This window comes from Actinoplanes sp. NPDC021490 (assembly GCF_055562135.1).
The window spans coordinates 272,310-293,449 of sequence record NZ_JBVHFW010000006.1; the positions used below are offsets into that span (position 1 = coordinate 272,310).

General features: G+C 71.5%; 21 protein-coding genes. 2 read left to right on the plus strand and 19 right to left on the minus strand.

Features of this window, described 5'->3' with window-relative positions:
* Positions 1–6: 6 nt before the first annotated feature.
* From fxsT to ACZ3I4_RS19355, 17 genes are all read right to left on the minus strand, one after another.
* Positions 7–3,873 (minus strand): FxSxx-COOH system tetratricopeptide repeat protein, encoded by a 3,867-nt coding sequence (gene fxsT, locus ACZ3I4_RS19275; RefSeq protein WP_465383305.1) that lies wholly within the window; start codon positions 3,871–3,873, stop codon positions 7–9.
* A complete protein-coding gene (locus ACZ3I4_RS19280) occupies positions 3,857–5,041 on the minus strand; it encodes a TIR-like protein FxsC (RefSeq protein ID WP_465383306.1) in 1,185 nt (394 codons plus the stop codon). Before ACZ3I4_RS19280 ends, fxsT begins: the two co-directional genes overlap by 17 nt.
* Positions 5,038–5,742, minus strand: a complete 705-nt coding sequence (locus tag ACZ3I4_RS19285) for a TIR-like protein FxsC (protein WP_465383307.1) — start codon at positions 5,740–5,742, stop codon at positions 5,038–5,040. The genes ACZ3I4_RS19280 and ACZ3I4_RS19285 overlap by 4 nt, the downstream gene beginning before the upstream one ends.
* Before the next feature lie 36 nt (positions 5,743–5,778).
* A complete protein-coding gene (locus tag ACZ3I4_RS19290; protein ID WP_465383308.1) occupies positions 5,779–8,028 on the minus strand; it encodes an FxsB family cyclophane-forming radical SAM/SPASM peptide maturase in 2,250 nt (749 codons plus the stop codon).
* Positions 8,029–8,299: 271 nt separating this feature from the next.
* On the minus strand, positions 8,300–8,509 hold the full coding sequence (locus ACZ3I4_RS19295) for a hypothetical protein (protein WP_465383309.1): 210 nt from the start codon (positions 8,507–8,509) through the stop codon (positions 8,300–8,302).
* A 43-nt stretch (positions 8,510–8,552) separates the two neighbouring features.
* Positions 8,553–9,317, minus strand: a complete 765-nt coding sequence (locus tag ACZ3I4_RS19300) for a transglutaminase-like domain-containing protein (protein WP_465383310.1) — start codon at positions 9,315–9,317, stop codon at positions 8,553–8,555.
* Between the two features lie 33 nt (positions 9,318–9,350).
* Positions 9,351–9,962, minus strand: a complete 612-nt coding sequence (locus ACZ3I4_RS19305) for a class I SAM-dependent methyltransferase (RefSeq protein WP_465383311.1) — start codon at positions 9,960–9,962, stop codon at positions 9,351–9,353.
* Between the two features lie 62 nt (positions 9,963–10,024).
* Positions 10,025–10,606, minus strand: a complete 582-nt coding sequence (locus tag ACZ3I4_RS19310) for a hypothetical protein (RefSeq protein WP_465383312.1) — start codon at positions 10,604–10,606, stop codon at positions 10,025–10,027.
* A gap of 8 nt (positions 10,607–10,614) precedes the next feature.
* Complete coding sequence (locus ACZ3I4_RS19315) at positions 10,615–11,169, minus strand: MerR family transcriptional regulator (protein WP_465383313.1); 555 nt, start codon at positions 11,167–11,169, stop codon at positions 10,615–10,617.
* 136 nt (positions 11,170–11,305) lie between these two features.
* Positions 11,306–11,773, minus strand: coding sequence for a bifunctional nuclease family protein (locus tag ACZ3I4_RS19320; protein ID WP_202994508.1), 468 nt, complete (start codon positions 11,771–11,773; stop codon positions 11,306–11,308).
* Positions 11,774–11,921: 148 nt separating this feature from the next.
* Positions 11,922–12,593, minus strand: a complete 672-nt coding sequence (gene ftsR, locus ACZ3I4_RS19325; RefSeq protein ID WP_465383314.1) for a transcriptional regulator FtsR — start codon at positions 12,591–12,593, stop codon at positions 11,922–11,924.
* A 68-nt stretch (positions 12,594–12,661) separates the two neighbouring features.
* Positions 12,662–13,114: an oxoglutarate dehydrogenase inhibitor Odhl gene (odhI, locus tag ACZ3I4_RS19330; protein WP_133878075.1), complete on the minus strand. Its 453-nt coding sequence runs from the start codon at positions 13,112–13,114 to the stop codon at positions 12,662–12,664.
* 165 nt (positions 13,115–13,279) lie between these two features.
* A complete protein-coding gene (gene gcvH, locus ACZ3I4_RS19335; protein WP_465383315.1) occupies positions 13,280–13,660 on the minus strand; it encodes a glycine cleavage system protein GcvH in 381 nt (126 codons plus the stop codon).
* A 36-nt stretch (positions 13,661–13,696) separates the two neighbouring features.
* On the minus strand, positions 13,697–14,761 hold the full coding sequence (locus ACZ3I4_RS19340) for a DUF881 domain-containing protein (protein ID WP_465383316.1): 1,065 nt from the start codon (positions 14,759–14,761) through the stop codon (positions 13,697–13,699).
* Between the two features lie 16 nt (positions 14,762–14,777).
* Entirely contained in the window at positions 14,778–15,110 is a 333-nt protein-coding gene (locus tag ACZ3I4_RS19345; protein ID WP_465383317.1) for a small basic family protein, read from the minus strand.
* Entirely contained in the window at positions 15,107–16,072 is a 966-nt protein-coding gene (locus ACZ3I4_RS19350; protein WP_465383318.1) for a DUF881 domain-containing protein, read from the minus strand. The genes ACZ3I4_RS19345 and ACZ3I4_RS19350 overlap by 4 nt, the downstream gene beginning before the upstream one ends.
* On the minus strand, positions 16,072–16,674 hold the full coding sequence (locus ACZ3I4_RS19355; RefSeq protein ID WP_465383319.1) for a CDP-alcohol phosphatidyltransferase family protein: 603 nt from the start codon (positions 16,672–16,674) through the stop codon (positions 16,072–16,074). The genes ACZ3I4_RS19350 and ACZ3I4_RS19355 overlap by 1 nt, the downstream gene beginning before the upstream one ends.
* A 353-nt stretch (positions 16,675–17,027) precedes the next feature.
* Here ACZ3I4_RS19355 and ACZ3I4_RS19360 point away from each other — a divergent pair, with 353 nt between their 5' ends.
* The gene (locus ACZ3I4_RS19360; protein WP_465383320.1) at positions 17,028–18,239 is read left to right on the plus strand and encodes an MFS transporter; all 1,212 of its coding nucleotides are present in this window, start codon (positions 17,028–17,030) and stop codon (positions 18,237–18,239) included.
* A gap of 37 nt (positions 18,240–18,276) precedes the next feature.
* Here the strand turns inward: ACZ3I4_RS19360 and ACZ3I4_RS19365 are convergent, their stop codons facing one another.
* Positions 18,277–18,906 (minus strand): hypothetical protein, encoded by a 630-nt coding sequence (locus ACZ3I4_RS19365; protein WP_465383321.1) that lies wholly within the window; start codon positions 18,904–18,906, stop codon positions 18,277–18,279.
* Positions 18,907–19,272: 366 nt separating this feature from the next.
* On the opposite strand from ACZ3I4_RS19365, the gene ACZ3I4_RS19370 reads away from it, so the two are divergent.
* Positions 19,273–20,190: an SDR family oxidoreductase gene (locus ACZ3I4_RS19370; protein WP_465383322.1), complete on the plus strand. Its 918-nt coding sequence runs from the start codon at positions 19,273–19,275 to the stop codon at positions 20,188–20,190.
* On the opposite strand, the gene ACZ3I4_RS19375 is transcribed toward ACZ3I4_RS19370, so the two are convergent.
* Complete coding sequence (locus ACZ3I4_RS19375; protein WP_465383462.1) at positions 20,181–21,140, minus strand: helix-turn-helix transcriptional regulator; 960 nt, start codon at positions 21,138–21,140, stop codon at positions 20,181–20,183. The two genes, ACZ3I4_RS19370 and ACZ3I4_RS19375, sit on opposite strands and share 10 nt — an antisense overlap.

Genomic DNA, 21,140 nt, shown 5'->3' on the forward strand with positions numbered 1-21,140 from the left:
GCGTCCTCAGAACGGATGTGGGTCGAGGGTTCGGTGCAGGTAGCGGCCCTCGCGCAGGGCCTCGACGGCCGGGTGGGGGTCGCCCAGCGTGTCGCGCAGGCGGCGCTGGGCCTCGCGGTCGGCGGTGGCGCTGCGGCCCTCGATGTCGGCCCGGATCAGGGTGAGGTTGGCTCTCGCGCGGGCCGTGTCGGGGTGCTGGGGGCCCAGCACCTGTTCGATGCGCTCCACGACCGGCACCATCATCGCGTACGCGTCGGGGACCGCGCCCCACTCGGCGGTGAAGATGGCCTGGTTCATGCGGGCGGCCAGCGTGTAGGGGTGGTCGGCACCCAGGCGGCGTTCGAAACCGTCGGCGGCCTCGGTGGCCAGGCGCCGGGCGGTGCCCGGGTCGCCGGTCGCGCGGGCCACCGTGGAGCGGTTGTTCAGGCAGGTCAGCGTGTGCGGGTGGGAGGCGCCGAGGCTGGTCCGGTACGCCCGTTCGACGCGGCCCATCTCGTCGGCCGCCGTGTCGGGTTCACCGATCGCGGCCAGGCTCACCGCGCGGCTCAGGCGGCAGGCCAGGGTCTCGGGGCTGTCCGGGCCGAGCAGCCGGTTGAGGTTGTCGTACGCGGTGTCGAGCCGGTTGGCCGCCTCGCGGTTGCGCCCGGCGCTGCGTTCGGAGACCGCCAGGTTGGCCATCACGCTGTAGGTGCGCGGGGCGTTGTCGCCGAGGGACTGCCGGTTGCGGTTGAGGATGTCGGTCAGCAGCACGATCGACTCGACGTACTCGCCGGCCTCGCGCAGGTCCCGCCCGTAGTTGCTGCCCACGGTCAGGGTCAGGGTGTGGTGTTCGCCCAGCACGAGCGTGCACCGCTCGTACAGGTGCCTTTCCCGGTCGCGGGCCTCGCGCACCCGGCCGGACAGGCGCAGCGAGCTCGCCAGGTTGTTCATGGCCATCATGGTGCGCAGCACGTCCTCGCCGAAGATCTCGGTCCAGGCCGCCGTGGTCCGCTCGTCCAGGCGCAGCGCGTCGGCGTACAGGCCCAGCGCGCGCAGCGAGGCGCCCAGGCCGCCTGCCGTGGTCAGCGTGTTCGGGTGGTAGTCGCCGAGCAGTTCGCGCTGCTCGGCCAGGACCCTCTCGTCGAGCGCGCGGGCCTCGGCGAAGTCGGCCCGGTCGCGCAGGATGTTGGCCAGGTGGAACTGCAGCTGCAGCAGCTGGCGGCTCAGCGACGCGCGGGCGTAGTCGTCGGTCAGCTCGTCGCGCAGCCCGGTCCAGCGGCGCACGTACTCCTCGGCCAGCCGGCGGGCGTCGTTGTAGCCGCCGGACTGCCACACGTACCGGACCCGGTCGATGATCAGCCGCCGGACCGGCTCCTCGTGCGACAGGTAGGCCCGGGACACCTCCAGATGCGCCCACAGCTGCCGGAACCGGGGCCAGGTGGCCGGGTCGTCGACCTCGCCGGTCGGGCGGGCGGCCGCCAGCACCTGGTGGACCTGCCGGCGGGCCTCGTCGAGCTGTTCGGGGCTCATCCGCTGGCGGACGACGTGCTGCACGATCCGGTGCACGTGGATCTGCCCGCCGCCGATGTCGAGCTTGAGCAGCGCGAGCCGGTTGATCTGCTGGATCAGCGCGCCGCGGTACATGGGGTCGGTGACCATCGGGTCGAGCGGGCTGAGCAGTTCGGCCATCCGGTCGCTGTAGATGAGGTCGAGCGCGATCTGCGGCGCCAGCACGGAACAGAGCATGAGCAGCCGGTACGCCGCGGCGGAGCGCTCCTCGAGACGTTTGAGCGACAGGTCCCACACCGACTCGAGGTTGGCCGGGCCGAACCGGTCGATGTGCTCGAGGTAGTCGTCGATGGGGGCGCCGGTGTCGGCCAGCCACGCGCCGGCCGCGGCGACCGCGATGGGCAGGTCGCCGAGCAGCTCGGCCAGCCGGGCCGCGTCCTCGCTGCGCAGGCTGGGCACCCGCTTGCGCAGGTGGGCGACGCTCTCGCGGCGGTCGAAGACGTCGACCTGCACGACCTGGGCCCGTTCGCCCCAGGCGGCGTCGCGGGAGGTGACGATGACGTGGCCGCCGGGGCCGCTGGGCAGGAACCGGCTGACCGCGGCGATGTCCTCGGCGTTGTCAAAGATGATCAGCCAGCGGGGCAGGGTGCGGCCCCGGCGCAGCTCGCCCAGCACGGCCTGGGCCTGGTCGGCGATGCCGCCCTCGGGGGCCAGGCCCAGTTCGCGGGCGAGGTCGGAGAGCTGGGTGTCGACGAAGGTGACCGGGTCGGCGTCGATCCACCACACGAAGTCGTACGCGTTGCGGAACCGGTGGGCGTACTCCATGGCGACCTGGGTCTTGCCGATGCCGCCCATGCCCTGCAACGCCACCGGGGACGCGCCGGACAGCACCACCGGGCTACCGCTGATCCGCAACTGGTCGCGCAGGTCGAGCAGGTCCTTCTCGCGGCCGGTGAACTGCACGTTGCGGATGGGCGCGTTGAACAGCACGGTCGAGCGGCCGGGGTAGCGCAGCCCGATGCGGGACCGGTCGAAGTCGTCGGACGGGTGCCCGGCCAGCCGCAGCAGCCGGGCGACGGCCACCTCCTCGGTCTGCCCGGCCAGGAAGGCCGAGTCGCGCTCGGACGGCCCGCGCAGGGCGCTCACGTCGGAGACGTACGCGATCAGGGGCGTCCGGGGATCGCGCTGGCCGGGGACACGGGCCTGCTCGGCGAGCGCGTTGGCCGCCGACACCACGGTCAGGAGCCGGCCCTCGGGCGTGGGCACGTTGTCGGCGTCCGGGTCGACGGCGACCGCGTTGACCGTGACCCCGGCCGTCTCGAGCACCTTGGCGATCCACTCGGCCCAGAGCCGGTCGTCGGGCGCGTACCGCAGGGCGATCTTCGACTCGGGCAGGACGGTGGGGCGCACGAACCGGGCGGCCGTGCGTTCGCGCAGCGATTCCTCCATCGGCGGCAGCGACGTGATCTCGCCGTCGGTGATGTAGCCGGTCAGGGTCTCGTACGCGGCCAGCATCGAGCTGCGCGAGCCGGGCCGGTCGCCGAAGGTGGCCAGGGTCTCCTCGTACGCGTAGAACGGCACGTACGGCACCTCGACGGCCGACCAGTAGGCGTCACGGTCGCGGCCCTCCAGCCCGGCCGGCAGCCCGGTGAACCGTTGCCGGGCGGCGAGCCGGCCCGCGTCGGCGCGCTGCAGCTCGGCCAGGTCGACGCGCATGGGCACGGGCAGGATGCGGATCTGCCGGCGTCCCTGCTGGGCCGAGACGTTGGCGGCCACCGTGGCGGCGCCGTCGATGCCCTGCTCGCTGAAGGTGAAGCAGTCGATGAGCACGTCGGGCATGTGGACCGTGCAGATGCCGGCGACGTCGCTCCACCCCGTACGGCTGTCGATGAGGGCGTAGTCGTAACGCCGGCGCATGTCCTCGCGCAGCGCGTCGAACAGCTGCCCGCCGCCGAGCCGCTCGTAGAAGTCGTCCCAGTCGCGCTCGAAGACGCTGCGCGCGTAGTCCTGGTTCTGGCTGCCCGCGCCCAGGAAGTCGAGGGTGGCGCCCTCGGGGAAGTGGTCCCAGCCGATCGTGAAGGCGTGCCGGCTGACCCGGGCGTAGTCGCGGTGCCAGTCGTCGTCGCGATCGACGTCCTGCAGGGTGGCCTGCTCGTAGCCGCGGACCAGCTCGATCACGCCACCGGAGTCGGCCAGCGCCTGCGGGTCGATGAACGGGCGGAAGAACCGGTGCAGGCCGGGCGATTCCAGATCCCAGTCGGCCACCAGCACCCGTTTGCCGTTGGCGGCCAGGATCCAGGCCACGTTGGCCAGCGCCATGGTGCGGCCGGTGCCGCCCTTGTACGAGTAGAACGTGACGATCTTGCCGTCACGGTTCTCGGTCATCGGGGCTCCCGGTGAGCTTGGGCAGGGCCGAGTCGGCGCCCTTGGGCAGGAACACCGGGGCGTTCTTGCGGTACGCCGTGCAGGCCTGGTCGATGATGGACGGCATCCGCTCGACGAGCCGGTCGGCGTCGCGCAGCAGCGTGATGCGGTTGCGTGCGATCCCCGCGGCGACCAGGGTATCGGCCACGGTGGCGTGCAGGGTGGCGCCGCGCGCGGCGTATCCGGGGTCGGAGCGGTCGGCCACCAGCAGCACGGTCGCCCAGTCGGGGATCCGCGTGGCCAGCCCGGAGAGCCGTTCCAGGCCGTCGGGGGTGGCCACCACCCACGGGTCGATCAGCACCAGCGCCGCCCCCTGGGCGAGCACGCCGAGTTCGCCGGGACGGTCGACGATGCGGGCGGGCTGGCCGAGCCGTTCGGCGACGTTGGCCACGTACTCGGCGATCGGGAACTGGTGCAGGTCCCGGTACGGGGTCCAGGCCCGCGGGGACGACCCGTAGGAGCCGGACGAGCGGCCGGCCGGCACGTCGGCGCGCTGCGGGGCCAGCACGGCCACGGTGAACAGGATGTCGGTGGGGGCAGTGGGCTCGGCCGTGACCTCGTCGATGGCCACGGCCAGGGGCGCCGGCCGGGGGGCCTCGGCGGCCAGGGTGACGATGCGGTAGGCCAGGCGGCGCACGATCGCGCGGTACTGCTTGCGGTAGAGGGCGAGCCGGGACATGGCCTGCAGGCCCTCCTCGGCGTACTCCGGGATGCCCGCGCCCAGGCGCAGCGCGGCGGCCCGCTCGGCCTCGTGCTCCCACGGCGGCCACGGCACCCACAGCACCGGCAGCAGGAAGTGGTCGGCCATCTCGGGGTCGGCGTAGCGGCTGGCGAACGAGGCCCGTTCGCGCAGCGGCCACGACTTGTTGAAGTATCCCGGCGAGTACAGCGCGACGAAGACGTCGGAGCTGCTCAGCACGCCGGCCAGCGCCGCCTTCCAGTCGGTCAGCGGCTGCACCAGGTCGTCGTAGTAGCCGACCTGGGTGCGGCGGTCGGCGCCGACCAGCCGGGCCACCTCGGCCGACAGCTCGGTGAACAGCTGCCCGGCCCAGTGGTCGGTGTCGGGCCGGTCGCCGGCCCGCAGCCGCACCGAATGGCCGTAGCTGAGGTAGAAGTAGTACCGCGTCATGCGGCATCCCCCCGCTCGAAATCGGTGCGCAGGTCGAGCGAGCCGGGCAGGCGCAGCGGCTTGACCCAGTAGTTGAGGCGGATGTCGACCACCCGCTGCGCGATCCGCCAGACGACGGTGTCGAAGACCACCCGCTGCCCCGTACGCAGGAGCCCGAGCAGCCCCTCGGCCTGGTATTCGGCGCGGTAGTCGTCGCGCAGCCTCGTCGGCACGAAGATGTTCACGTCGGAGACCACGGGCGGCAGCGGGGTGCTCAGCGGCGTCCACAGCACCGGCACGACCGCGGTCTCGTACGGCTCGGCGAAGGCGTGGCGCGGCTGCACCTCGCGCCGGGTGAACAGGTCCCATTCGCGGGCGCACCACTCGCTGCCGGTCAGGTACGGCGTGGACAGCAGGCTGATGAAGACCTGGCAGGTGCCGGCCGCGTGCAGCAGCTGGCGCTCCCACAGCTCGCCGCCGCCGCGGGCCACGTCGAGGAAGCCGGGATCGCGGCCGGGCATCGAGCCGATCAGGTTGTTGACGTTCTCGCTGAGCTCGTCGAAGAACTGCATGACGAACCGGTTGGGCTCGCGGGGCTGACCGGCGGCGTGCTTGGGCGGGTCGGGCCGCCAGTAGCTCAGAAAGAACACCGGGGCGGACGGGTCGTCGCGCCCGGCCGCCTCGGATCTGCCCGCGTCCTCTGCCACAAGACGCTCAGTCAACCACGTGATCGCAACCTCCATCCAGGACGGTCGGGATCAGCCGGCCCAGCTGCCGACGGTGTCGGCCATCCGGCCCACGAAGCGGGCGCCGGCCGGGGTGAGCCGCCCACCGGATCGGAGCGCGTCGATGGCCTCGGCCGTCCAGTCGCGGTACCGCCGGAACAGCTTGCGGCTCGGCTCGTCCCCGTCGCGGTCGGCCCGGTGCCGCCACACGTCGGCCACCGCCAGATGCGCGTACGCCCCCTGCAGCGCCGCCTCGACCGGGCGCGGATCGGGCCGCCAGCCGACGCGCAACCGGTCGCCGCCGGCCCCGTCGGGCACCAGGTCGATCAGGTCGAGCACCGCGCCGAGCTTGCTGTGCTGGAACTCGTGCACCAGCAGCACGGCCAGGTCGGCCGGGTCGGTGCGGGCGAGGCCCAGCGCCCCGAACGCGTGCCGGGAAGTGGCGCTGCGCAGGGTGCCGTCGGGTGCGGGGGCGAGCGGGACGATCGCGCGCAGGCCCTGGCGCAGGCCGTCGATCTGCCCGGGCGCGTCCCGGCTCAGCTCCTGCCACGCGCCGGCCAGGGCCGAGGACCAGCCGTCGGCGGCGGCCGCGTCGAGATGGCCGGTCGCGGCGTGCTCGAGGCGGTCGCGGTACGGGTCGGCGTCCTCGAGCAGGATGCGGACGCCCTCGACGGTGAGCCAGCGCGCGGCGTGCCAGCCGTGCGGGCCGGCGCCGGCCGCGATCGTCGCCCGGCCGCCCGGCCAGCGCAGCGTGAACGAGTCCGGCCCGGCCGTCACCGTGACCTCGGCCGCGGGCGCCGCGAAGAACCCGACCGTGGGCAGGTGGATGCGCCCGCCGTGGGCCCGCACCGGCACCTCCACGCCCAGTCCGGCCCGCACGGCGACGGCGGCGGCGAGGGCGGCCGCCCAGTCCGGGTCGCAGTCGCGGCCCCCGTCGAGGCAGCTGACCGCCCACGGCCGGACGAACGGGTGACGCAGCACCTCGTCGAAGACCGTGGGCGCCTGCCGTTCCAGTTCGGCCAGCAGGCGGCCGCCCGACGCGGTCTCGCCCGCCACCTCCCCCACCAGGGCCCGGTTGACCGCCAGCTCGGCGTCGGCCAGCCAGGCGACCGCGGCGGCGTCGCCGTAGCCGTAGCCGAGGCCGTCGAAGGCGTCCGCCGGGAGCGCGCCGAGGTCGCCCGCGACCGGACCGGGATGCTCGTTGATCGTGATGATGAGCTCCTTCAGGTCGGCGCAGTACACGGAAGGATTGTCGAAGCCGGCGGCCTGCGACCAGCGGTGGGCGGTGAGGCCGCCGCCGCACTGCCGGACGAGCTCGCAGGACCGGCAGGTGGCTGAGAGCGCGGACAGGCCGGCCCGGCGGCGGCGCATGGCCGGCAACCGGGTGACGTCGTCGGCCGAGGCGTCGAAGACGGTCAGCCCGGTCGCGCCTCCGCCCGGCGCGGTGGTCTTCATCGAGTCGGGTTCCTCCCAGGCCCCGTCGGTCTCGATGACGGCCACGTCACCCGCGTCGAGACCCACGGCCTCGGTCCCGGTCGGCCCGCCCAGGCCGAGCGAGCGGATCGAGTCGAAAAGGCGTACGGGGAAAGGCTGGTCGTCGGCGGCCCAGCGGTCGTGGAACGCGGTCAGCCACGGGCCGAGCGGCTTGAGCGGCGGGTTGTCCCAGGTGGCGTGGGGCAGCAGCAGGTCGATGCGCGGCGGATCCTCGGCCCGCAGCGCCTCATAGACGGCGATCGGGTCGTTGGCGGCGTCGATCGTGCACAACAGCCCGGCGTAGAGCGGCCGGTAGCGGGGCTCACGCAGCCGCCGCAAAGCCACCCGCACGCGGTCGTGGCTGGACGCGCCGTTGCGGTACCGGCGGTGGCGGTCGTTCTCGGCGCGGCCGCCGTCGAGCGAGACCCCCACCCGGACGCCGAACTCGAGCAGAAGCTCACAGGTCGCGGCGTCCAGCCGTACGGCGTTGGTCTGCATCCGCAGGTCGAGCTCGCAGACCCGGGTGATCGTGCCGCGCAGCTCCTCGAGGGCCGCGCGCAGCCGGCGCGGGCCGAGCAGCAGCGGCTCGCCGCCGTGCAGCACCACCCCGACCGAGGCCAGGCCGTGCCGCGCGGCGTGCTGGGCGATGCGGCCCGCCGCGGCCCGTACGGTCTCCGGCGCCATCGCAAGCGGCCGGCCCCGCCACGACTGGTCGGCGTGCTCGTAGATGTAGCAGTGGTCGCACGCGAGATCGCAGCGGCTGTGGACCTTCAGCACGAAGTGGCGCAGCGGGCGCCACGGGGTGTCCACCCCGGGTCAGATGCCCGAGCTGAAGGGGGTGACGTCGGATCGTTCGTGCGTTCGTTCGTGACGGACGATGCGCCGGACGATCGTCGCCGACGCCGTCCGTTCGATCCGGTCGATGGGGCTCCGCCGAGCCTCGTCGAGCGGGTGCGGAGCGGGTGATTTCGCGGAAGGCAACGGCACGACAATTCCCCCAGATCCCGGTCGAGGCATCTGGAAGCATAGACAACACTTGAGGTCATGTCACGGGCACGCTCGGTGCTCGGGACCGGTGCCGTCAGTGCCGATTCGTGCCGATCACCCGATACACCGTGGTCTGCTCCAGCACGCGCGGCTCCTCGACATCGCCGTCACAGAGCAGCGCGACCGGCTGGCGGGGCAGACCGGAGACCTTGTCGGGCATCCAGCCGACGACCAGCCAGACCCGGCCGCCGCCGCCGGTGGCGCCCGGCTCGCGCAGATAGAGCGGAAAGTGCTGCGGGATCACGTCTGCAGACGCTACGCGCTGACCGGGCCGCCGCGCCGGGCTTTCACGGACTGACCAACGACTCCCGCGCGCCCCGGCGGGTGTTGAGCACCGTGCCGGGCACCTCGACGGGCACGTCGCCGGCCGCGATCCGGTCGATCAGAGCAACGTCGACCGGGTCGTCCGGGCCAGGCATCGGGTCCCACACGTCCCACGGAAGCGTCTCGACGCCGGCCCGGTCCCGCATCACGTTGCCGGCGATGAACCACAGTCCCGCCATGTTCGCCGGCGGGTGCCCGAACAACTCCGGATCGGCCTTCCCGTCGCGCACCAGCCGCCACGCGTCCGGTCCGGGCAGGAACCGGTCGCGGGGCACGTCCAGCGGATCGAAGTCGATCTTCAGGGCCTCGGCCTGCAGCGCGTCGATCTGGGCGTCGACCAGACGGCCCCCGACCTCGACGACCCAGTGGTCGTCGTAGCGGCCGGGGGTGAAGTAGGCGCCGAACCCGGCCCGGGAACGCGCCTCGAACCCATGGGCCCGCAGCATCGCCACGGTCAGGACGGTGAAGCTGCGGCACATGGTGGGCACCCGGTCGCCGGGCTCCCGGGCCTCGCTCAGCGGACGGTCCCCGGCCGCGTCCAGCAGCGCCGCGGCCGGTCGCAGGTGCACGGTCGGCGGGTCGTCGAGCTTCACCCCGTACGACCCGGCCCACGCCTCGTGGATCAGCAGTCCCTGCACGGTCCGCACGATCGTCGCCACATCGGCCGGCAGCGCGGCCACCGCCTCGGCATGCCGGCCCAGGCCGGTCATCTCTCTCCGTTGTCTCATGTGCTCAGGATCGGGGCTGACACCGTGTGAGAGTCAAGCGCGGCGGCGGACCTTGACCGTGTTGTCGGTGCGGTGGTGGGCCACGCCGTCGATGACCTGCTCGCGCGGGTGCTCCTCGGCCAGCAGCACCTCCCACCCGTCGTCCAGCTGCAGGCTCTTGACGACCTCGTCGGGGCCCGGCAGCGGCGGCATGTCGTCGTGCTCGGGACGGTGCACCGGCCCAGTGTCCAGGTGCCCCTCGATCAGCAGGATCCCCCCGGGCGCGACGGCGGCGGCCGCCCGGCGCAGGATCGCCTCGCGGTCGAACTCGCGCCAGTGGTGCAGGAACTGGGCGCTGACCAGGTCGTACTCGCCGCCGGGGAACTCGTCCGTCAGGTTCCGCTTCTGAAAGTCGATCGTGTCCACGCCCCGCTCGGCGGCGTGCTGCCGCGCCCGGTCCAGGGCCACCCCGGAAATGTCGACCGCGGTCACCCGCCAGCCCCGCCCGGCCAGCCAGATCGCGTCGCCGCCCTCGCCGCAGCCCAGATCGAGGGCCCGGCCCGCGGGCAGGTCGCTCACCTCGCGCACCAGCACCACGTTCGGCTTGCCACTCCAGATCCGGCCGCTCTCGGCGTACCGGGTGTCCCACGCTTGTTCGTCGCTCATGATCCCAGCCTGCGGCACGATCCCCGGGGCGCCTACAAAGCTTGCCGAACCAGCAAACCGGGCTACCCGCACAGCTTCCTGGCGACGTACACGGTCCACTTGTCGCCCTCGAACTCGGGCAGGCCCATCAGGGTCCGCTCGTCCTCGACCATGAACTGCAGCCAGTTGCGCAGGGCCGGACGTGGGGTGCAACGCAGACGCCCGGCCACGGTGAGCTGGGCGAACGACTCGAAGGCGAGCGGCACCGGCCGGGCCGCGGCCGCCTCGACCTGCTCATAGGTGGGCGACGGACCATCTCCTGACCCGGGCATCACCGCCACCGCGAGACGGGCGTACGCCGGATCGGCGGGCTGCTCCATGCCGTGCACGCTCACTGTGGCCGCGTTGTGGTTCTGCACGTCGAAGCTCAGCACGAAGTCCCTGGTCTTCTCGGCGAACGTCGCCGAGAAGCTCTGACCGTTGCTCCAGTTGACCTTGATGGCCTCGAACGACGGCCGGACCGACGGAGCGGGAACGGGCGCGGCCCGCCGATCGCGCCGCCGGAACTCGCTGACCCCGACCACGACCAGCGCGACGACCGCCAGAACGGCGATCAGCGCGGTGCCGGGCCGGCGGGAGTCACTGCCCTGTTCGAGAACATCCACGCAACGGGTCAGCCGGCGCGCTTGCGGGCCCGGCGGGCGGCCAGCTCGTCACCGGCGGACGGCGCGGGGTCGGAACCCACCGGCACCGGGCCGCCGGCCGGCTCGGCCGGCAGGTTGGTCAGCGAACCCTGGATCTCCTTGAAGGCGCCGCCGATGGCGATGCCGAACACGCCCTGGCCGCCCTGGAGCAGGTCGACCACTTCCTCCGGAGAACGGCACTCGTAGACCGTCGTGCCGTCGGAGATGAGGGTGATGCCGGCCAGATCCTCCACGCCACGCGAGCGAAGAGTCTCGATCGCCCGGCGGATGTTCTGCAGGGACACACCGGCGTCGAGCAGGCGCTTGACGACCTTGAGAACGACCAGGTCGCGGAACGAATAGAGCCGCTGGGTGCCCGAGCCGGAAGCGTCCCGGATGCTGGGCACCACCAGCGTCGTGCGCGCCCAGTAGTCGAGCTGGCGGTAGCTGATGCCGACCGCCTGGCACGCCGTCACCCCGCGATAACCGACCGAGCCGTCCTCGCCGACGAGAGGACCCTCACGTTCAAGGGGCTGCTCGTGCACGCGACCACCTCCCCGCTGCGCGGTGCCGCCGCTTCACCTGGACTTCACGAGCGTATATCTCAGCGCCCGCGGAAACAGCTAGGTAACGCGGCGACACGCCGCGACGGAGCGAGGCGCTTGTCGATCAATAGGGCGGTTATCCCGCGAAATCCTCGGGCCGGACCTGATCGAGGAACTCACGGAACTTCTCGACCTCGTCCTCCTGCTCGTCGGGGATGACGATGCCGGCCTCGGTGAGGACCTCGTCGGCGCAGCGGATCGGCGCACCCACCCGCAGGGCGAGCGCGATCGAATCGCTGGGCCGGGCCGAGACCCGCACCCCCTCCTCGCCGATCAACAGGTCGGCGTAGAAGACGTTGTCCTTCAGCTCGGTGATCTCGACCGCGGTCAACGGCGCCTCGAGGGCGGCCAGGATGTCCCGCAGGAGATCGTGGGTCAGCGGACGGGCGGGCTTGACACCCTGCTGCTCGTACGCGATCGCGGTCGCCTCGACCGCCCCGATCCAGATCGGCAAATACCGATCACCGTCAACTTCTCGGAGGAGGACGATCGGCTGGTTGCTCGGCAGCTCCACCCGAACTCCGACCACGCTCAGCTCGCGCACCGCCGCCTCCGTGTCGTTGTCTGCGTGTCGTTGTTGTGAGTCGTTGTTGTGCCGCCCCGCAACGGCTGCCCCTATCCTGCACGGTACACGCACGCCGTCCGGATCCGACGGCTCCCGCATACCCCTGGAAAGCCTAGGCGAATCCGCCTCAACGGCCGAGTTCGCCGCGCAGTCCGGCCCGCACCAATGCGGCGTGCAAACGCTGCGAAAGCGCCTGCAGATCGCGGGCCGTCTCGTTGGCCCGGGCCCGCGCGGCCGGGTCGCTCTGCCGCACCAGAGGCGCCAGGAGCTGCGTGAACAGACCAACCTCACGATCCGAGGCGGCCCGGAAACCCCGCAGGTGGCGCAATTCCAGCCCGAACTTCGTGAGACCCACCACGGCCTCGACAATGATCACGGCATCGCCGTCGTACCAGCCCGGCGGCCGCGCGGTCACCAGACCCATCCGCTCGAGCTCGTCGAGGAGCTCGGCCGACGCGCCCGTGCGTTCCATCACATCCTCCCGGGGGACCCGGGAGTCGGACGGATCGGCCGCCTTCTCGGCGCCCACGGCGACCAGGGTCGGGCGGCTCGGCGCCACCGGTTCCTCGGTCTCCATGCGGTCGAGCTGCTCGCGGATCACCCGCAACGGAAGATACTGATCGCGCTGCGCGGTCAGCACGAACCGCAGCCGGGCGACGTCGTTCCACGAGTACTTCCGGTACCCGGAGGCGGTGCGCTGGGGATCGACCAGCCCCTCCGCCTCCAGGAACCGCAGCTTGGAGATCGTGGTGTCGGGGAACTCGGTGCGCAGATGGGCCAGCACCTCCCCGATGCTCATCAGCGCAGGCTCGCGCCCGCCCTGGGGACGCGAGGCCCCCGGGTCGCGCGCGGCCGCCCCCGACGAATTCACCCCTGGCTGCCCTCACCCTCGGGCCGCGGACCGGCGATGAACACCAGCCGGAACTTGCCGATCTGGACCTCGTCGCCGTTGCTGAGCGTGGCCGCCTCGACCCGCTCACGGTTGACGTAGGTGCCGTTCAGCGAGCCCACGTCGCGCACCGTGAAGGTGCCGCCGTCGCGGTGGAACTCGGCGTGGCGGCGGGACACCGTCACGTCGTCGAGGAAGATGTCACTGTCGGGGTGACGTCCACTGGTCGTCACGTCGTGGTCGAGCAGGAAGCGTGCACCCGCGTTGGGACCCCGGCGCACCACCAGCAGCGCCATCCCGGGCGGGAGCGAGCCCGACATGCGGCTCGGCACCACGTCGGTGTCGGGACCCTCGAGCACCTCGTCGAGGGCGCCGAGGTTCAGCGTGGACGTGACGTCGAGTGGGGGGAACTCGTCGTCTGGGCGCGTCATCGGACCACCTCACGGATCAGTTGGTCGTGGCGTGCGGCCAAGGTCTCCCCCGCCGCGCCGTAAGGCTGGGACGCACGACTATCGGTTTCAAAGAGATAACACTGTTGTGCCCCGCAACCCTAGTCAGGGCCAATATCGCGGGGCAACCGGACGCGCTGACTTCAGTCAGCTCTCCGTCAAAGCTTTGTATGCGTCGGCGTCGAGCAGCTGCGCAATCGCGCCGGAATCGGCCGGCGCGATTTCCACCAGCCAGCCCGCCGCATAGGGCTCGGCGTTGATCAGCTCGGGCTCGTCGGTCAGCGAGGCGTTCTTCGACACGACGGTGCCCGCGATCGGCGCGTAGATCTCCGAAACGCTCTTCGTCGACTCGATCTCGCCGAGCGAGTCGCCCGCCGCCACCTCGGTGCCCTCGTCGGGCAGCTGCACGAAGACGATGTCGCCCAGAGCATCCTGCGCGAAGTGGGTGATGCCCACCCGCACGGGCCCGCTGCCGTCGCCGGCCACCCACTCGTGTTCCGCCGTGTACCGCAGGTCCTCAGGAATCACGCTTTCTCTCCCGTTTTCACGATTCCCGGCGCCCTTTCAGGAGGCCGGACGTGCGTATTGCATTGGCTTGGCGTCCCGGACGGCGGTCACTTCGACCAAGGTCCGTTGTTCCAACGTCACGCTACCGCCGCCGCTGTTCACCGACGCCACCACCCCGCCCGGGATCTGCAGCGCCGTCTGCATGACCGAAGGCTGCCCGATCACGGTCAGCACGAACGGCCCGGTGAGCCGTTGACCGTCGGCGAGAATGCCGCCGCCCTCGGCGTCCACGAAATAGCTCGACGCCACGATACGTACGGGCTGACCGCCCGCACCGCCGATCTGCATGACCTCACCGCCGGCGCCGCGCAATTCCTGCACGGTGTTGAGGACCGCGTTCGCCTTGACCCCGTCGATCACGATCCGCAGCCCCGGACCGCGCCCCGGCAGAGTCCCGGCCAGCAGCCCCAGCTCGTCGGACCGCTTCTGCGCCTCGGCCAGCGCCGCCTGCCGACCGGCCACGCCCGACGTGAGCTGCCGCTGACTGGTCTCCAGCGCGCTGATCTCGCTCTGCAGACGGCTGTCGCGCGCCTCCAGATCGCTCAGGATCCGCACCAGATCCTCCTGCCGGGCGCTGGCCAGGCCCTCGTCGCTGCCGTTGCTGCGCAGCTGCACCACCAGCGTGAACCCGAACAACGCGACCAGCACCAGGATCAGCACGCCGGCCGAGCTCGGGCGTTTGCCGCGCGGCCCGCCTCCGGCGGCCGGGGTGGTCGGGGCGGGCGGGTCCGCTTGCGCTTCCTTTTCCCGTACGGGCTCAGGTGGCTCTGTTGTCTCCGAGGTGTCCGGCTGGAGCGTCTCGGCCGGGGGCGGCTCGGATGCGGGCGCCTTCAAGTGCTGCGTCAGCACCCGCGTCGACTCCCCCGCTTCCGGCGCCGTCACCGGATCAGGTGACGGCGGGGAAGGCACCGACAGACGCTGTGTCGGGCCGTCCAGCTCGACCGTCGACGAATCCATCGCGGGCCGCTTCGGCTGCTCGAGCGTCGGACCCTCGCCGGAATCGGGCGGCGGCTTGCGGCCGGCCGTGGGCATGCCCTGCGCGGGCTCGTTCTCCTCGGTCATCGTGTCCCTGCCCCGGTCAGGCCCGGAACAGGTGCCGGCGAATGGCCGCCACATTGCCGAAGATGCGCACCCCGAGCACCACCACCACGCCCGTGGAGAGCTGCGTGCCCACGCCCAGCTGATCGCCGAGATAGACGATCAGCGCGGCGACCAGCACGTTCGAGATGAACGAGACGACGAACTGCTTGTCGTCGAAGATGCCGTCGAGCCGGGAGCGCACCCCGCCGAACACCGCGTCCAGCGCCGCCACCACCGCGATCGGCAGATAGGGCTGCAGGGCCAGCGGCACGGTGGGATCGAACAGGATGCCCAGGGCGACACCGGCGATCAGGGCGAGTACGGCGATCATCGGCCGCCTTCCGAGGTGGAGCTGGACGGCTCGGCCGGGGAGGTGGCCGGACCGGAGGACGTCAGGGTCGAGGGGGTCGGCGGCGGCGTGGACGGCTGGGCGACCCGCAACTTCAGCTCGGTCGCCGCGACAAGCTGCAGGTCCTCGGCCTTGCGGGCGTCGAACGACATGCCGTACTTGCCGGACAGCTGGTCGAAGAAGCGGCCCGCGTACCCGTCCCGGAAGTCCTTCGCGAGGTCGTCGGGGCCGATCGCCACCACCTCGTACGGGGTCGTGACCGGACGCAGATCGACGAGAATCGCCTCGCCCGCCTGCCGGATCGTCGACGTCGCGGTCAGCCGCTGCCCGTTGATCGCGATCGCCTCGGCGCCCAGCGACCACAGCGCGTTCGTGGCCAGCTGCAGATCCGAGTCCTTGACCCGGGCCACCGTGTTGCGGTCGCCGGTGACCGGGTCGATCGGCGTCGGGCCGTCACCCACCGTGACCTTCGCCCCCGACCCGCGTACGGCGGCCAGACCCGTCGCCGCCTCGGTGTCGCGCAGCCGCTGCACCTCGTCGTCACTGAGCTCGGCCTCGCGCAGCCCCGACACCTCTTCGGCCAGCTTGTCGGCCCGGTCCTGCAGCGCCGACGTGACCTCCCGCCGGTTCTGCACCTGCTGGATCAGCTCGGCGCGGGCGGTCGTGCGGGCCGGCTCGTCGGCGACCGTCTGCTTGTACGCGACCACGAGCAGGAACCCGAGCGCGACCAGCGTGACCACCAGGGCACTGCCGGACAGCCGTTTACGCAGGCCGGTCGGCTCGCCCTCACGCAGCTTGCGGGCGGCGGCGTCGGCGTACCCGGGATCGAGGGGATTGCGGAACAGCTCGGTGAGGAAGTCGGGCTGATAGGTGCGCTTCGGAGGCTGCTCGGCGGCCTCGGGCTGCTGGGTGCGCTTCGGAGGCTGCTCGGCCGTCCCGGGCATCACTGGGCCGTCCGGGGCGCGCGCAGCAGCTGCGTGGCCTGGGCCAGATAGAGGACGCCGGCGGCCCAGTAGAGACCGAGCGCCCACCACGCCAGGCCCCACCCGATCGGGCCGGCCCACGAGTCGATCGACGGAACGGCGTTGGCCAGCAGGATCACCGGGAACGCGGCCAGCAGCACGAACGTGCCGGTCTTGCCCACATAGTGCACCGGCGGCGGGCCGTACCCGTGGCGCCGCAGCACCAGCAGCGCGATGGCCAGCACGAACTCGCGCAGCAAGAGAGCGCCGGTCAGCCAGTACGGCACCACGCCACGTACGGTGAAACCGATCAGAGTGGCCAGGATGTAGAGCCGGTCGGCGAACGGGTCGAGCAGCTCGCCCAGGCGGCTCACCGAGTTCATCCGCCGGGCCACGAAGCCGTCGACCCAGTCGGTGGTGCCGCCGATGGCCAGCACGATCACCGCGGCCACGTCGTTCTCCGGGCCCAGCAGCAAGTAGAGAAAAAGCGGCACGCCGAGCAGGCGAATGAAGCTGATGACGTTCGGGATGGTCCAGATCCGGTTGGACGGGGCAGCAACGGACGGCGCAGGCTGCTGCGACATCGCGATTCCTCTCCCCCTCCGGTGCCGGGCTCGCCGCCCAGCATGACCCCGGCGCACACGCCGGCCCGGATAGACGCGTCCCCCGACGCCCGGGCCCCCCACCGGTCACTCGCCGAGCAACTATAACGAGCTTCAGAATCTTCGTCGCCAACCAGTCACGTGTCGCACATCGCGTCCGGCATCCTAGGAACCTAGTTCTGTTGAGCCAGAGCGCCCAGATCGCGGCCTGATGGATCATCTGACCGGGCGCTTTGGGGATCGATAGGGCTAAGATCCGGAGCATGTCCTCGACGCCGCCGTAGGGAACCCGTCGTCTCCCGGTTCCCTGTCGCTTCGTTCGAGGAGTCTCTTTCATGTCCCGCGCCCTCGGCGGGGGAAGTTACCGTGCCGTGCTCACGTTGCCGTTCGCGCTGCGCACCTTTGTGCCCGCGATCGGCGGCCGCCTGGCCTACGGTCTCTTCCCGCTTGCCACCTTGTTCACGATCCAGCAGTCCACCGGTTCGTTCACCACGGCCGGTCTCGCGGGGGCCGGCTTCGGCCTTACCGCCATCGCCTTGCCCGCCAAGGCACGTCTGGCCGAGCGGTACAGCCAGCGCGTCATCCTTCCCCCGCTTGCCGTGGCGTGCGCCGCGGCCCTGATCGGCGCCACGGTGGCCGGCAATCCGGTCGTGCTGGTCATCCTCATGACGCTGGCCGGCCTGACGGCCCCACCCCTGGGCCCGGCGATGCGAGCGAACTGGCGCCGGCTCACGGCCGGCACCTCGCTCAAACCCCGGGCGTACGGCTTGGACTCGGTTGTCGAGGAGACGCTGTATCTGATCGGTCCGCTCATCGCCGGGCTGCTGGTAGCGGTGGGGCCGGCACGGTGGGCGCTGGTTCTCACCGCGGCCTTGCTGCTGTCGGGCACGCTCGGCCTGGCTGCCGCCCCACCGGCTCGTCACCGCGAACCGACGACCCGAGGTGAATCGACGGCCCCGCAAAAGTGGTTCAACCCCGGACCGCTGCGCTCATCCGCCCTGCGCCGGCTGCTCGCGACGATCCTCGTAGTCGGAGCCGGAACCAATGTGGCTTATACCTGTCTGGCTGTCATCGCTCAGGACCACGGCAAGCCCGGAGCCGCCGGCCCGCTGGAAGCGTCAATCGCAGTGGGCAGCGTGGCCGGTGGCCTGCTCTGGGCCCGCCGCGAACACGGCCGGCACCATTTCCGGCAGCTTGCGATGCTGGCCGGCGTACTCGCGGCCGGCCTCACGACCGCCTCGGCAGCGCCCGGGCTGGTCGCGCTCGGTCTTGTGCTGTGTCTGACCGGGACGGCGCTGGCCCCGATTTTCGTCGTTGCCTACCTGGCCGCCGACGACCTGGCCGGTGAGGGCGCCGCCACCGAAGCCGGCACCTGGGTGAACGTAGCCACCACCGCGGGAGGCGCGGCCGGCGCCGCACTCGCCGGGATCATCGCGGAGTCGTGGGGAGCGCGCCCGGGTCTCCTGTCCGGTGGTTTGCTCCTGGCGGTGACGGCCGCACTCTTAGCCCTCACCGCGCGTCAACCACACCCGGCACCGACCAGATGACTGTCACGCTGCCCGCTCCGCGCCGGTAGCCCGCGTCTCAGGGCGCGTCGAACATGTTGAATTCGTCGGGGCGGCTGACGATGCTTCCCAGCCGTGCGCGAAGTTGATGCATGCCTGCTTCCGCGTATGGTCCGGCGGGCGCCCCGGCATCGCACACCGAGGACTCACGCCCGTTCCACATCATCGAATAGGTCCGCCGCTCCCCTGGTGCGAAAACCTGCCGGCTGCTGCCCCGCCCAGCACTGCATTGGTGCGACGACCAGAACTGCATGTTCTGGAAGTCGACCGTCAGTTCGATCGAGCCTGTGCCGACGTCACGCGTACAGATTTGCTTACCGACGTTCTCGATGGTGACGTGGATCTGGAACGCGGATTCCCGGAAGACAATTGGCGGCTCCGGAAAGGTCGATACCTTCAGGTCCGCGTCGCCGCAGGTCTCGTGGGCCGGGTCGGCGGAGGTGCTGGTCGCGGTCGGCTTGGCCGGGGAGGCGGGCGATGCGCTGCGGCCGGCTCCGGGCAGCAACGTGGGAAGATTCAGGCCCCGGCCGAAATCGACGATCTGAAGAACATTCGCCACCAGGCCGAGAAGAACCACCGCCAGGCTTCCGCCCAGAACTTGCGCCAGTCTTTGCGAGGCTCGATGCGACGGCGGAGAGGTGTCAGGCACCGCATCATTATCGTCTTTGCCATCAAGCCCAGCGACGTTCCTCGTCGAAAGTTCGCGTCCTGACTTCAATCGGTTTCCGGGCCGCCTGCCGGTGTCGAACAATCTCTTGTTCTCACGGTCCGAATCGGCTGCCGCCCCCGCTTAACAGAGACTCGATGGATTGCGCGGTCCGCGGCTCGGTCCTTTCGATGGCCGGGCAGAGAGGGGGCATGGACGCCGTTGATTGCTCGCCGCCCGGGCCGAGATCTTCGGCACGGGCATGTGGTCACCCGCCCACGAGGAGACCGCGAGCAACCCCAACCGTGGGATCAGGAGGCGCAGAAACCCGGACACGGGCTGTCAGGTTTTGGCGGGAGAGTCGTCGGCATGTCAGAACAACCATTGGCAGGCAAGATCGCTCTCGTGGCCGGGGCGACCCGCGGCGCCGGGCGGCAGATCGCTGTGCAGCTCGGCGCGGCCGGGGCGACGGTCTATGCGACCGGGCGCAGCACCCGGGGCAAACGGTCGGAGATGAACCGGCCGGAAACGATCGAGGAGACCGCGGAACTGGTCACCGCGGCCGGCGGCACGGGGATCGCGGTCGCCGTCGACCACCTCGTGCCCGGCGAGGTCGAGCGGCTCGTCCAGCGGATCGACGGCGAGCAGGGGCGGCTCGACGTGCTGGTCAACGACGTGTGGGGTGGCGATCCGCTGGCCACCTGGCACAAGCCGGTCTGGGAGCAGCCGCTCGACGCCGGGTTCCGGCTGCTACGGCTGGCCATCGACACGCACATCACGACCGCGCACTACGCGATGCCGCTGCTCATCCGGAACCAGGGCGGGCTCGTGATCGAGGTCGGCGACGGCACGACGGCCTACAACGAGAGCAACTACCGGCTGTCGGTCTTCTACGACCTGGCCAAGACGAGCGTCAACCGGCTCGCGTACGCCTGGTCCCGGGAGTTGCCGGAGCATGGCGGGACGGCGGTGGCGGTGACCCCGGGCTGGCTGCGCTCGGAGATGATGCTGGAAAACTTCGGCGTGACCGAGGACACGTGGCGCGACGCCTGCGAGAAGGAGCCCCACTTCGCGATCTCGGAGTCCCCGGCGTACGTGGGCCGGGCCATCGCCGCCCTGGCCGCCGACCCGGACAAGGCCCGCTGGAACGGCAAGTCGGTCTCCAGCGGCGAACTGGCCCAGGTCTACGGGTTCACCGACCTCGACGGCAGCCGGCCCGACGCGTGGCGCTACCTGGTCGAGGTGCAGGACCCGGGCCGGCCGGCCGACGTGACCGGCTACCGGTAAAGGGCGGCGGTGCGCTCGGCCGCCTCCCGCAGGCGCGACCGCAGCGACTCCGGTTCGAGCACCTCGACGTGCGGGCCGAGCCGCAGCATGTACGAGTAGGCGACGTCGAGCGATTCGACCCGCAGCCGGGTCCGGACCCACCCGTCCGGATCCGGCTCTCCGGCCCCGGTCAGGGCCTCGTCCAGGGCGACCGTCTCGGCGACGAACCGCAGCGCCCGTACGCCGTCGGGGCTCAGCCGGATCGTGATGACCTCGCGCAGCATCTGCCGTACGAACTCGACGGCCCGGCCGGCCCAGAACTCCGCCAGGTCGAAGGGCTCGTCACGGTCGAAGAACCGCCCGGTCGGGGTGACTCCGGTGATCCGGTCGACCCGGTAGGTGCGCAGGTCCTCCCCCACCTTGCCGACCAGATACCAGACACCGTTCTTGAGGACGAGCCCGTACGGCGCCACCGTGCGGGTCACCTCACCCTGCCGGTAGGTCATCGTCAGTTCCTGGTCGTGCCACACGGCCTGGGCCAGGTCGGCCAGCACGGCCGGGGTCTGCGGATCCTGGAACCAGCCGGGCGCGTCGAGGTGGAACCGCTGCCCGGCACGTTCGGACGCCTGCTGCAGGCCGGGCGGCAGCGCGGCCAGAATCTTGAGGCGGGCCGTGCGCGCCGCCTCGGTCATGCCCATCTCGCGGGCCGGGCCGGGCAGCCCGGCCAGGAACAGGGCCTCGGCCTCGGCCCGGGACAGCCCGGTCAGCCGGGTGCGATACCCGTCGACCAGGCGATAGCCGCCGACCCGGCCCTGCTCGGCGTAGACCGGGACACCGGCCGCGGACAGGGCGACCACGTCGCGATAGACCGTGCGTTCGGACACCTCGAGCTCGCCCGCCAGCTCGGACGCCGTCATCGTGCCGCGCGACTGCAGCAGCAGAACCAGGTTGATGAGCCGCGCGGCACGGAT